A 12,353-nucleotide genomic window follows, 5' to 3' on the forward strand; every position below is an offset into this window, starting at 1 on the left:
CTTTCGCTTTGCGGCAGATCCCGAAAGATCCGCCTCGCGTCTCGCATCAAGCGCCCACACTTATCGGCTGTTAATTTTTAAAGATCGATTACGCACTCACTACCGGAGCCGCACCCGCGTCGTCAACCTCACAACTACCGGCACTGCTTCGTTCTGCGTCGCTGCATCTGCAGCAGAGAAACGAGATTATGAAGGCTCTTTTTCGTTTCGTCAACAACATTTTTTCGCTTTCGCTTAAAACCTTGTCGACGCTACGGCCGCTGGTTTCTACCGCGGCGCTCGTTCACAAACGAGGAGGCGAATCTTAGGTGAATCTTCGCCATATGACAAGGGCTCGGTGGAAATATTTTCCCGCAGCTCATTTGCGCGTGGAATTTACTACTGCGTCCATCGGCACGGCGTCCGCCATTGCTGCATAGCCAGCGTCACTGGGATGGATGTGGTCGCCACTGTCGAAATTGCGCCGCAAGCGATCCGGCTGCGCCGGATCACGCAATGCGGCGTCAAAATCCACGACACCGTCGAAAGCGTGGCTGGTCCGGATCCATTGGTTGACGGCGAGTCGGATGCTCTCCCGCTGCGCCGGCAGCGATGCCGGCGTCAATGTCGCGCCAAACACCTTCACGCCAGCGTGCCGCGCCGCGGCAATCACCCGCTGGTACCCCGCGATCAGATCGGCTGCGGTCACCGAGGTGTGCGGGAAATCGCAGTCGAGGCCGCTGCGGGCCGGCATCGAGGCGAAATTGATGTCGTTGATGCCAATCAGCAGGATAGCCGTCTTGACGCCCGGCCGCCCGAGCACATCGCGCTCGAAGCGTCTGGCGAGCGCATCCCCGTAGCAAGGCGAATCGCTCAGCAGCCGATTGCCGCTGATACCGAGATTGACGATCGCCGTCGACCGGTCGCCGCTGCCGGCCAGCCGGCGCGCCAATGCGTCCGGCCAGCGATGATTCTGGTTCAGGCTGGAGCGCATGCCGTCGGTGATCGAGTCGCCGATGGCGGCGACCGCGGCCGATGACGGCGCTGCTTCCACCGACAACCCCGTCACCCACACATACTGGGTGAACCGGCCACGAAACGCTTCGGCGGAAGCCTCGGCTGCGTGATTGCCCGGCGTGGAAACGTAATTGACCTGACTCGATACGCGATGCCACGCCACGATCCGCTGCTCCGGCCCCATAAACGCACTGATCGCGTACGGCGCACCTTCGACAACGTCGATCGTGACCGGATCGCTATCCAGTTCACCGCCAGCCGGGATGCTCACCGTAGATTTCCCGCCGAAGGTCACACGCGCGCCATCACTTGCAACGGCCGCCGCGCCGCCTGCCGAGCGGGCGATACGCAAGTCTTCGATCACGAGCGGTGTCTTGCCGTACTCGTTGCTCAGGTGGATTCGCGCGACGCGTCCCGACAGCGTCGGATACACGATCTGGCGCACCGTGCGCCCGGCGACTTCCGGTGCACGATACAAAGGTGGCAAGTCCGCACCTTGAGGAATCGGCTGCAGCGCGGTCGCCCAGGCGGCGACCCAGTGCGCGGAAGCATCGGCGGCGGAAACGGGGGAGGAAACAGCGAATTGGGCAAGCAGCGCCGCGCCGCATGCGGCAGCCAGAGTGCGAAGGGTCATTCGGATGGTCGGTTCGAGACGAAACGCCTATTGTGCCCGAACGCCCGGCCAATCGCGGCGGGCCGTGAGCGCACTGGGTGCCGGGCGTCGGGCCTCGTGCCCCAAACGCCTACTGCCTCTCCCATCCCGCGACCAACTCGCCGTCAGCGTCCCCTCGCCCGCGATATCAGCCCCGCCCTCCCCTCAAACCCCCGCCATCTTCAGCGCCACCGCCTCAGCCACCTCGATCCCATCGATAGCGGCCGAATAGATCCCGCCGGCATACCCCGCCCCCTCGCCCGCCGGATACAAGCCCTCGACGTTCATGCTCTGATAATCATCCCGTCGACGCACCCGGATCGGCGACGACGTTCTCGTCTCCACCCCCGTCAGCACGGCGTCATGCATTGCAAAGCCGGCGATCTTCTTGTCCATCTGCGGCAACGCTTCGCGAATGGCTTCGATCACATAGTCAGGCAAAGCGGTACTGAGGTCCGTGGGATGCACGCCCGGCTTGTACGACGGCACGACCGAACCCAACGACGTAGACGGCCGCCCGGCGATGAAATCGCCGACCAGTTGACCCGGCGCCATATAGTTACGGCCGCCGAGCTCGAACGCCCGCTCTTCCCACTTACGCTGGAAAGCGATGCCGGCGAGCGGCCCGCCCGGATAGTCCTCCGGCGTGATGCCGACGACAATCCCCGCGTTCGCATTGCGCTCCGCCCGCGAATACTGGCTCATACCGTTGGTCACTACGCGCCCCGGCTCTGAAGTGGCAGCCACCACCGTGCCGCCCGGGCACATGCAGAAGCTGTACACCGCGCGCCCGTTGCTGCTGTGATGCACGACCTTATAGTCGGCGGCACCCAGCTGCTTATGGCCGGCGAACTTGCCGAACCGGCTGCGATCGATCAGCCCCTGCGGATGCTCGATCCGGAACCCGAGCGAAAACGGCTTCGCTTCTATATAGACGCCACGGTCGTTCAGCATCTGGAAGGTATCGCGCGCGCTGTGCCCAACGGCCAGCACCACGTGGTCGCAACGCAGCGTCTCGCCGGTCGACAGTTTCAGCGCGCGCACCTTGCCCTGATCGATCTCGATATCGTCGACGCGAGTCTCGAACCGTACTTCGCCGCCGAGTTCGTGAATGGTGGCGCGCATCTTTTCGACCATGCTGACAAGCCGGAACGTGCCGATATGCGGCCGGCTCAGAAACAGAATGTCTTCCGGCGCGCCAGCCTTGACGAATTCGTCGAGCACCTTGCGGCCGTAATGCTTCGGGTCCTTGATCTGGCTGTATAACTTGCCGTCCGAGAAGGTGCCGGCGCCGCCCTCGCCGAACTGCACGTTCGACTCCGGATTGAGCACCGACTTGCGCCACAGCCCGAACGTGTCTTTGGTGCGCTCGCGCACGGCCTTGCCGCGCTCGAGAATAATCGGCCGGAAGCCCATTTGCGCGAGGATCAGCCCGGCGAACAGCCCGCACGGCCCCATGCCGATCACCACCGGCCGCGGCACGCTCAGTTGCGCCGGCGCCTTGGCGACGAACCGGTACGCCATGTCGGGCGTGACGCCGCAATGCGGCACGTCGGCGAGCCGCTTGAGCGCGGCGGCTTCATCCGTCACCTCGACGTCGACGATGTAGGTGAGCTTGATGTCGGCGCGTTTGCGCGCGTCGTGCGCGCGGCGAAACACGGTGTAGCGGACGAGCCCGTCAGCGCCCACACCGAGTTCCGCAAGGCGCGCGCGGACGGCGGCTTCGAGGTCGCTTTCGGGGTGATCGAGCGGGAGTTTGATTTCGCTTAGACGTAACATAAATACCGGGGGATGCAGGAAGGCCGCAAATCGCGGCCAATTCGCAATTTTATAGGTTAAGTGTCGGCACGGGGCATCGGCTCCGTCGAAACGCCATCCGTCATGGAAATCTTGCCCCCTATCAACACTGTCAGTCCGTCTCAAAAAATTTATTAACCGACCGGTCGGTTGGCTTATACTGTGCGGACACAGACAACTTCCGCAGAGAGCGTCCCCATGTACACGCAATCCCTGGATATTCCCGGCAATGTCGCCCCGCTGGATGCGGGCGCGAGTTCGCCCGAACAGGTGCAATTCGATGCGGTCATGGCCGCCGACGGCAAGATCGAGGCACAAGACTGGATGCCCGAGGCTTACCGCAAAACGCTGGTGCGGCAGATATCGCAGCACGCGCATTCGGAAATCGTCGGCATGCTGCCGGAAGGCAACTGGATCACGCGCGCGCCCAGCCTGAAGCGCAAGGCGATTCTGCTCGCCAAGGTACAGGACGAAGCCGGCCACGGTCTGTATCTCTATAGCGCGGCGGAAACGCTCGGTGTCTCCCGCGATCAGTTGATCGCGGCGCTGCACTCGGGCAAAGCCAAATATTCGAGCATCTTCAATTACCCGACGCCCACTTGGGCGGACGTCGGCGTGATCGGCTGGCTGGTGGACGGCGCCGCGATCATGAACCAGATTCCGCTTTGCCGCTGCACGTACGGTCCGTACGCCCGCGCAATGATCCGCATCTGCAAGGAGGAGTCATTCCATCAGCGCCAGGGTTTCGACGCGTTGATGTCGATGATGGCCGGCACGCAAGCGCAGCGCGAACTGGTTCAGCAGGCGGTGAACCGTTGGTGGTGGCCGGTGCTGATGATGTTCGGCCCGAGCGACAAGGACTCGATCCACAGCAATCAGTCGTCGAAATGGGGCATCAAGCGGATTTCGAACGACGATCTGCGGCAAAAATTCGTCGACGCCACCGTCGACCAGGCCAAGGTACTCGGCGTCACACTGCCGGACCCGGACCTGAAGTGGAACGAAGCGCGCGGCCAGCACGACTACGGCGACATCGACTGGGAAGAATTCTGGCGCGTCGTCAACGGCGACGGCCCGTGCAACCGTGAGCGTCTCGCCACCCGCGTCAAAGCCCACGATGACGGCGCATGGGTCCGCGAAGCCGCCCTCGCCCACGCCGAAAAACAGCGCCAACGCGCGCAACAGCACGCCGCCTGATTCGCGCGGCCCGCCAGACAAAGCATCAGGAGATCAGCAATGAACAAGGAATGGCCGATTTGGGAAGTCTTCGTGCGCAGCAAGCAGGGGCTCGACCATAAACACTGCGGCAGCCTGCACGCCGCCGACGCGCCGATGGCGCTGCGCATGGCGCGCGACGTCTACACGCGCCGCCAGGAAGGCGTGAGCATCTGGGTCGTGCCGTCTTCGGCGATCACGGCGTCTTCGCCGGCAGACAAGGCGGAGCTGTTCGAACCGGCCGGCGACAAGATTTACCGCCATCCGACGTTCTATACGCTCCCCGACGAAGTCAACCACATGTAAGCGCGGCCATGGACATCACGCCTCAACATCTCCAATACGTGCTGCGCCTCGCGGATACCGCGCTGATTCTCGGTCAGCGCAATACCGAGTGGTGCGGCCACGGCCCGATCCTCGAAGAGGACATCGCGCTGTCGAACATGAGCCTCGATCTGATCGGCCAGGCGCGTCTGTTGTACACGCACGCCGCGTCGCTCGAACAGCAACTCACCGGCAAGACCCGCACGGAAGACGACTACGCGTACTTCCGCGCCGAGCGCGAATTCGCCAACTACACGCTCGCCGAGCTGCCGCATGTCGGCCCGCTGTGCGGCACCGCGCAAGCCGAGAAGGATTACGCAGTCACGATCGTGCGCAATTTCCTGTACTCGACGCTGATGGCGCATTTGTGGACGGCGCTGACCGCGTCCCCGGACGAGCAACTGGCCGCGATCGCATCGAAGTCGATCAAGGAAACCAGCTACCACGTACATCATGCGCGCGAGTGGTTGATCCGTTTCGGCGACGGCACCGACGAATCGCACCGCCGCGCGCAAGCCGCTCTCGACTACCTGATGCCCTACACCCGCGAGTTTTTCAGCGCGGACGCCGTGGAGGAGACGATCTCGGCGGCCGGCATCGGCCCGTTGACGTCGGACCTCGCGGCCGCCTGGCTCGACGACGTGCGCGCCACGCTCGATGAAGCCACGCTAAGCCTGCCCGAAGCGGTCAAGCACATCACGACCGGCAAGCACGGCGAGCATTCCGAGCACATGGGATTCGTGCTGGCCGAAATGCAGAGCCTCGCGCGCCAGCATCCCGGCGGCACGTGGTAACGGGACATAACCCAAGCGTCTTAACCCAACGGTGAAGCGACGATGACGACCTCGACCGCCACGCACAGCGCCGACGCCACGCTCGAACACGCGTGGGCCGTGCTCGAAACGGTGCCCGATCCGGAAATCCCGGTGGTGTCGATCCGCGAACTCGGCATTCTGCGCGACGTGCGGCGTGCCGCCGACGGCACGCTCGAAGTCGTCATCACGCCGACCTATTCGGGCTGCCCCGCGATGTCGCAGATTGCCGAGGACGTCGCGCATGCGTTGGACGTCGCGGAACTGAAGCCGTACCGGATCGCCACCGTGCTCGCGCCGGCCTGGACCACCGACTGGATGACCGCCGACGCCCGCGAAAAACTGCGCGCCTACGGCATCGCGCCGCCCACCGGCAACTGCGGTTCAGCTGCGGCGCCGCAGGAAAAAGTCATGCGTTTCGTGCCGCGCGCGCTGCCCGCGCCGGCGTGTCCGCGCTGCGGCTCGGCGCATACGGAGCGTCTGGCGCAATTCGGCTCGACCGCCTGCAAAGCCCTATACCGCTGCATCGATTGCCGCGAACCCTTCGACTACTTCAAACCATACTGATATGGCCACCCCGCAATTTCATTCGCTGCGTATCCGCGAAGTACGGCCCGAAACCGCCGACGCGGTCTCGGTCGCCTTCGAAGTCCCCGTCGAACTGCGCGATCACTATCGCTTCACGCAGGGCCAGTTCGTCACGCTGAAAACGCATTTCGACGGTGAGGAAACGCGCCGCTCGTATTCGATCTGCGTCGGCGTCACCGATTACGACCGCGACGGCGAACTGCGCATCGGCATCAAGCGTGTACGGGGCGGACGTTTCTCGAACTTCGCGTTCGACACGCTTCAGCCCGGACATACGATCGACGTCATGACGCCGGACGGCCGTTTTTTCACGCATCTGAACGCGGATCAGGGCCAGCAGTACCTGGCATTTTCGGGCGGCTCGGGCATCACGCCCGTGCTGGCCATCATCAAGACGACGCTTGAAGTCGAGCCGCGCAGCACGTTCACGCTGGTGTACGGCAACCGCAGCGTCGATCAGATCATGTTCGCGGAAGAGCTCGAGGATCTGAAGAACCGCTTCATGAACCGCTTCGTGCTGTATCACGTGCTGTCCGACGATCTGCAGGACGTCGAGCTGTTCAACGGCGTGCTCGACCAGCAGAAGTGCGCGGCGTTCATCGAGAATCTGCTGCCCGCCGACGCGATCGACGAAGCCTTCATCTGCGGTCCCGCACCGATGATGGACGCCGCCGAAGCCGCCTTGAAAGCCGCCGGCGTGCCGCAGGAAAAGGTTCACGTGGAGCGCTTCGGTTCGCCGCTGCCGCAAGCGGGCGTAGCGGCGGTCGACATCACCGAAGACACACCGGCCGCCGACCTGGAGATCGTCCTCGACGGCAAACGGCGCAAGCTGCGTCTGCCGTACCAGGGCATCAGCGTGCTGGATGTCGGGTTGAAAGCCGGCCTCGCGCTGCCTTACGCGTGCAAGGGCGGCGTCTGCTGCACCTGCCGCGCCAAGGTGCTGGAAGGCGAAGTGAAGATGGACAAGAACTACACGCTCGAAGAGCAGGAAATCCGCGACGGTTTCGTGCTGACCTGCCAATGCCATCCGATCAGCGATCGCGTGGTGGTGAGCTACGACGAACGGTAAAGCGCGCACGGCACGCGGGCGAGCACGACGCCCGCAATCCTTTGAGCCGTTCCACGATCCGCTTACACTAGGGGCCGCTCACGATCGGACACCTGTTCCGGGCGTTGAGCGGCCCCTTTTTGTCCACTGCCGAAGCCACTGCCGATGAGCACGATCCACCTCACCAACGGCGACGTCGCCGCCGAGTCACTGCGCACCGCGCTGCAGCAAGCGGGGCGCGACGATCGCGTGCATGCGTTGCGCGACGATCTGGCGGTCGGCCCGCTACGCGGCATCGACGACACGCCCGACGTGCGCGCGGACTTCTGGGAACGGGTCAGCGCGGACACGAAGCGCGATTTTCTGCGCGAATTCCGCGAACAGGGTTCGGCGCTGGACGCGATTGCGCGCGGCGAAGCGAACCTGGTCGTCTGGCACGGCGACAGCGCCGCCGATCAGTTGATGCTGCGTCGCGTCTGCTATTACCTGCGCAATCATCCGCAGCGGCTGAACGAAGTGCGTCTGTCGATTCGCGACCTCACCGATCCGGGCGCATGGGCGCACAGCCGCAAGGATCATGCGACGTCCGTCGGCATGTTCGCGCCCGACGTACTGCAAGCGCGTCTCCCGGACGCGGCGCCGATTTCCGTGCTGCGTATCAGCCGACTCGCGCTCGAATGGCAGGAAGCCAAACACGCGAACGGCGAAACCCGGCGCTGGCGCGACAACACGTTCACGAGCGGCCATTTCGCCGATCTGGACGCGCTGATTCTCGAACACATCGCCGACGGCTGGCAGCCCGCCGCGCACGTCGCCGCCGAACTGATGGCCGCCGAACTGGGCTTTCTGGTCAGCGACAGCATGGTGCTGTGGCGCTTGCGCGAGTTGTCCGCGACCCGGCGCATCAGGCTGCGTGGCGATGCGAACACCTGGCGCACGCTGGAATTGTGCGCGGTGCTCACTCCCTGTCCACATTAATAAAACCAACGACCATGGCCCGCACCCGAGCCCCCGACCACGAAACCCAGCGCGAACAGATTCTCGAACTCGCTGCGGCGAAATTCGCCCAGACCAGCTATCCGAGCACGTCGATGGCGGATCTGGCCGCCGCGAGCGGCACGTCGAAAGCGCGCCTGTACCACTACTACGCGAGCAAGGAAGCGATCCTGTTCGATCTGCTCGACCGCTACACGAAGCGGCTGATGCTGATCATCGCCGAGGTGGAAGGCGCCAGCCAACGCCGCGGCCTGACGGAGCGGGAAACCTTCGCCGAACTGATTCGCGCGTTTCTGTCCGAATACGAAACTTCGCATAGCCGGCACGTGGCGCTGTTAAACGACGTGAAGTATCTGGTCGACACCCAGCGCGAGGTCGTCCTGAACCGCCAACGCGACGTGGTCGCGGCGTTTGCGCGGCAATTGGCACGCGCATACCCGGAGCGCGCCACGCGCGACAACCAGACCGCGCTGACGATGATGGTGTTCGGCATGATCAACTGGACCTTCACCTGGCTCAAGCCGGACGGCCGGATGGGCTACAGCGAATTCGCCGAGCAGGTGGTCAACATGGTGGACCACGGATTGAACTCGACACCGGCCTGATGCCGCAGAGCAACAATATTCATACGAAATAAAGACTCGGTCGTCGTGCCATTGCGACATTCCGTCACGAACGCTCGTTCATTTTATTTTTTGTTGTAAATCAATACCCTAAAATAGGGCGCAATATTTTTAGGCACTTAACTCAAAACGAAATACGGGTTTTCCCTAGTCCCAAGGTCGGCTTTCCGTTAAAATGATTTTTGCGGTGCACCACGCCGCTTGATCCAAGGAGAAACCGACCATGAACATGATTACACCCCGCGTTGCAGAGCCGATCGTTCCGCACGATCCGTTGTCGCAACCTGCCGGTCGTGCGCCTGCTCTGGTCCGTGAACTCACCGCAGTCGACCGCGAGCGGCTGCTGACCCACTTTCTCGCGCTCGGCGAAGACGACCGCCTGCTGCGCTTCGGCCAGATCGTGCCGAACCACGTGATCGAAAACTACGTCCGCGCGATCGACTTCACGCGCGACACGGTCTTCGGCGTGTTCAACAGCCAGTTGCAACTCACCGGCGTCGGCCATCTGGCGTATCTGCCGGCCGAAGGCGACAAGCGCACCGCCGAATTCGGCGTCTCGGTGCTGGAAAGCGTGCGCGGCCAGGGTATCGGCTCGAAGCTGTTCGAGCGCGCCGCCATTCGTAGCCGCAATACGCACGTCACCACGCTGTACATGCACTGTCTGTCGCGCAACTCGACCATGATGCACATCGCGAAAAAAGCCGGCATGAAGATCGAATACGCGTACGGCGAGGCCGACGCTTATCTGACGCTGACGCCGGCGGATCAATCGAGCATCATCGCCGAGATGCTGCAGGAACAGGCCGCCGTGTTCGACTACGCCATGAAGCGTCAAGCGCGTCAGGCGTCGAAACTGTTCGAGTCGTTTATGCCGACCGCCGCCGCGGCCTGAGCCGCAAACGCTTCGGCGCAATGACAGAGGGCAGCCCTACGGCTGCCCTTTTTGTTTGCCTGCGCCGTTCTCCGCGCACGGGCGACGGTACGGCGCCGTGCCGTGCTTACAACGCCGTGCTTACAAAATAGGCAGCGCCGTCGTCTCCTTGATCGTGTCGAGCGAGAAGCTCGTTTTCACGTCGATCACCGACGGATGGTGCAGCAGTTGATCCTGCATGAAGCGGGAAAAGTGCGCCATATCCGCCACCTGCACGCGCAGCAGATAGTCCATATCGCCTGTCATCGCGTGGCAGGCGACCACTTCAGGCCAGGTCTGCACGGCTGCACGAAACTGATCCGCGTGCGTGACGTCGCCACGTGGACGAGGCCCTGGCCCGCCGCGCTTCTCCAGCCGAACGTTCACGTACGCGAGCAGGTCTAGCCCGAGCCGCTGTGCATCCAGCAACGCGACATAGCCGCGGATCACGCCACACTCCTCCAGCCGGCGAATCCGCCGCAGACAAGGACTCGGCGACAGATTCACGCACTCGGCGATTTCCTGATTCGACAACCGGCCATTCTCCTGAAGGATTCCCAGAATGCGCCTGTCGATGGCGTCCATCTCAATATTGGCCATTTTCTGCCTTCTACGTCAGTTATTGCGCTAGAAAATAGCGCCAGCGTATCCACACCTGTTTTATTTCGCAAGTTTTCGCCGGGATGACGCCTTTACACTGACGTCATCCGAATCGCGCTCAAATCCCTTCCCCACTCGCACAACGCGCCGGCGCACTTCAGGAATCAGGAGACAGACCATGCAGGTTTCAACTTGGGACAATCCCGTCGGCACCGACGGCTTCGAATTCATCGAATACACCGCCCCGGATCCGGTCGCGCTCGGCAAGCTGTTCGAACAGATGGGCTTCACCGCCGTCGCGCGGCATCGCCATAAAAACGTGACGCTGTATCGCCAGGGCGAGATCAACTTTATCGTCAACGGTGAACAGGGTTCGTTCGCGCAACGCTTCACACGCCTGCACGGTCCGTCGATCTGCGCGATCGCGTTCCGTGTTCAGGACGCCGCCCAGGCCTACCAGCAGGCGCTCGAAAAAGGCGCCTGGGGTTTCGACAACAAGACCGGTCCGATGGAACTGAATATTCCGGCGATCAAGGGTATCGGCGACTCGCTGATCTATTTCGTCGACCGTTGGCGCGGCAAGAACGGCGCGGAAGCGGGCAGCATCGGCAACATCGATATTTACGACGTCGACTTCGAACCGATTCCGGGCGCGAACCCGAATCCGGTCGGTCACGGCCTCACCTACATCGACCACCTGACGCACAACGTCCATCGCGGCCGCATGCAGGAATGGGCGGAGTTCTACGAGCGCCTATTCAACTTCCGCGAAGTGCGTTACTTCGACATCGAAGGCAAGGTGACGGGCGTGAAGTCGAAGGCAATGACGTCGCCGTGCGGCAAGATCCGGATTCCGATCAACGAGGAAGGCTCGGAAACGGCCGGTCAGATTCAGGAATATCTCGACGCGTATCGCGGTGAAGGCATTCAGCACATCGCGCTCGGCAGCAATGACATCTACCGCACGGTGGATGGTCTGCGCGCCGCGAACATCTCGCTGCTCGACACGATCGACACGTACTACGAGCTGGTCAATCGCCGCGTGCCGAACCACGGCGAACCGCTCGACGAACTGCGCAAGCGCAAGATACTGATCGACGGCGCGCCGGACGACCTGCTGCTGCAGATTTTCACCGAAAACCAGATCGGCCCGATCTTCTTCGAGATCATTCAGCGCAAGGGCAACCAGGGCTTCGGCGAAGGCAACTTCAAGGCACTGTTTGAATCGATCGAGCTGGATCAGATTCGCCGCGGCGTGGTGCAGGACAAGGTCTGACAGCCAAGTTGGGCTTGATGTGAGCCAGCGCGCAAGCCGCGCGCGGCCGACAAATTAGAAAGGGCGGGGATCTTGCGATCCCCGCCCTTTTTATCTGCACCGTCGTCTTAACTCGAACAACGGCTAGTTATCCAACGACATCGACACACCGCCCAGGCGGTGCATCACGAATTCTGGTCTTCCTCGTCGTCCTTGGCGCGCGTAACGCGTTCCATGGCGATGCTCGCGGGCGCCACTTGCGTCGTACGGGTCACCGCGTTCGACAACGCCCCCGCACTGCCCGTGCTCGAGCGGACCGGCGCGCTCATGGCAAAAAAAGCAGCCGATACCATCAGGAAGGTCTGGATGTTTCTCGTGTTCATGCGTACTCCTTTTCTAACTGCCCTGCTGTCGTGAAGCTCCACCGAATGTGGAGCGTTGCGCTGACATTACTCGCAGGTGGGGTGTTAGACAGGCATTTCAACTACGGTTCCGCGAATTTGTAGCTTTTACAGCTTGTTACATGGCTGGCGTCAA

General features: G+C 62.5%; 14 protein-coding genes. 10 read left to right on the plus strand and 4 right to left on the minus strand.

Annotation, left to right across the window (positions count from 1 at the left end; genetic code table 11):
- On the plus strand, window positions 1-238 hold a 238-nt coding region (locus B0G83_RS38920; protein WP_219849045.1), incomplete at its 5' end, for a hypothetical protein.
- Between the two features lie 120 nt (window positions 239-358).
- Here B0G83_RS38920 and B0G83_RS24565 read toward each other — a convergent pair.
- Together B0G83_RS24565 and B0G83_RS24570 are read right to left on the minus strand one after the other, a co-directional pair.
- Entirely contained in the window at window positions 359-1,630 is a 1,272-nt protein-coding gene (locus tag B0G83_RS24565; protein ID WP_105510008.1) for an SGNH/GDSL hydrolase family protein, read from the minus strand.
- 183 nt (window positions 1,631-1,813) lie between these two features.
- On the minus strand, window positions 1,814-3,427 hold the full coding sequence (locus tag B0G83_RS24570) for an NAD(P)/FAD-dependent oxidoreductase (protein ID WP_105510009.1): 1,614 nt from the start codon (window positions 3,425-3,427) through the stop codon (window positions 1,814-1,816).
- A 216-nt stretch (window positions 3,428-3,643) separates the two neighbouring features.
- On the opposite strand from B0G83_RS24570, the gene paaA reads away from it, so the two are divergent.
- The 8 genes from paaA to B0G83_RS24610 all read left to right on the plus strand — a co-directional run bounded on the left by paaA (window position 3,644) and on the right by B0G83_RS24610 (window position 9,943).
- Window positions 3,644-4,642: a 1,2-phenylacetyl-CoA epoxidase subunit PaaA gene (gene paaA, locus B0G83_RS24575; protein ID WP_105510010.1), complete on the plus strand. Its 999-nt coding sequence runs from the start codon at window positions 3,644-3,646 to the stop codon at window positions 4,640-4,642.
- A gap of 39 nt (window positions 4,643-4,681) precedes the next feature.
- Complete coding sequence (gene paaB / locus B0G83_RS24580; protein WP_105510011.1) at window positions 4,682-4,966, plus strand: 1,2-phenylacetyl-CoA epoxidase subunit PaaB; 285 nt, start codon at window positions 4,682-4,684, stop codon at window positions 4,964-4,966.
- A gap of 8 nt (window positions 4,967-4,974) precedes the next feature.
- Window positions 4,975-5,778 carry a 1,2-phenylacetyl-CoA epoxidase subunit PaaC gene (gene paaC, locus B0G83_RS24585; RefSeq protein ID WP_105510012.1) on the plus strand — a complete coding sequence of 268 codons (804 nt, stop codon included), beginning with the start codon at window positions 4,975-4,977 and terminating at the stop codon, window positions 5,776-5,778.
- Window positions 5,779-5,820: 42 nt separating this feature from the next.
- Window positions 5,821-6,363 carry a 1,2-phenylacetyl-CoA epoxidase subunit PaaD gene (gene paaD, locus B0G83_RS24590; RefSeq protein WP_105510013.1) on the plus strand — a complete coding sequence of 181 codons (543 nt, stop codon included), beginning with the start codon at window positions 5,821-5,823 and terminating at the stop codon, window positions 6,361-6,363.
- Between the two features lies 1 nt (window position 6,364).
- Window positions 6,365-7,453, plus strand: a complete 1,089-nt coding sequence (gene paaE, locus B0G83_RS24595) for a 1,2-phenylacetyl-CoA epoxidase subunit PaaE (RefSeq protein ID WP_105510014.1) — start codon at window positions 6,365-6,367, stop codon at window positions 7,451-7,453.
- 144 nt (window positions 7,454-7,597) lie between these two features.
- The gene (locus B0G83_RS24600; RefSeq protein ID WP_105510015.1) at window positions 7,598-8,410 is read left to right on the plus strand and encodes a DUF1835 domain-containing protein; all 813 of its coding nucleotides are present in this window, start codon (window positions 7,598-7,600) and stop codon (window positions 8,408-8,410) included.
- Window positions 8,411-8,424: 14 nt separating this feature from the next.
- Complete coding sequence (locus tag B0G83_RS24605; RefSeq protein WP_105510016.1) at window positions 8,425-9,033, plus strand: TetR/AcrR family transcriptional regulator; 609 nt, start codon at window positions 8,425-8,427, stop codon at window positions 9,031-9,033.
- A gap of 241 nt (window positions 9,034-9,274) precedes the next feature.
- Window positions 9,275-9,943 (plus strand): GNAT family N-acetyltransferase, encoded by a 669-nt coding sequence (locus B0G83_RS24610; protein WP_105510017.1) that lies wholly within the window; start codon window positions 9,275-9,277, stop codon window positions 9,941-9,943.
- 120 nt (window positions 9,944-10,063) lie between these two features.
- Here the strand turns inward: B0G83_RS24610 and B0G83_RS24615 are convergent, their stop codons facing one another.
- The gene (locus B0G83_RS24615; protein WP_105510018.1) at window positions 10,064-10,561 is read right to left on the minus strand and encodes an Lrp/AsnC family transcriptional regulator; all 498 of its coding nucleotides are present in this window, start codon (window positions 10,559-10,561) and stop codon (window positions 10,064-10,066) included.
- Between the two features lie 178 nt (window positions 10,562-10,739).
- On the opposite strand from B0G83_RS24615, the gene hppD reads away from it, so the two are divergent.
- A complete protein-coding gene (gene hppD, locus B0G83_RS24620) occupies window positions 10,740-11,837 on the plus strand; it encodes a 4-hydroxyphenylpyruvate dioxygenase (protein WP_105510019.1) in 1,098 nt (365 codons plus the stop codon).
- A 164-nt stretch (window positions 11,838-12,001) separates the two neighbouring features.
- Here hppD and B0G83_RS24625 read toward each other — a convergent pair whose 3' ends face one another.
- Entirely contained in the window at window positions 12,002-12,199 is a 198-nt protein-coding gene (locus B0G83_RS24625; protein ID WP_105510020.1) for a hypothetical protein, read from the minus strand.
- Between the last annotated feature and the right edge of the window lie 154 nt (window positions 12,200-12,353).

Source organism: Paraburkholderia sp. BL21I4N1, assembly GCF_002973525.1.
Lineage (GTDB): Bacteria > Pseudomonadota > Gammaproteobacteria > Burkholderiales > Burkholderiaceae > Paraburkholderia.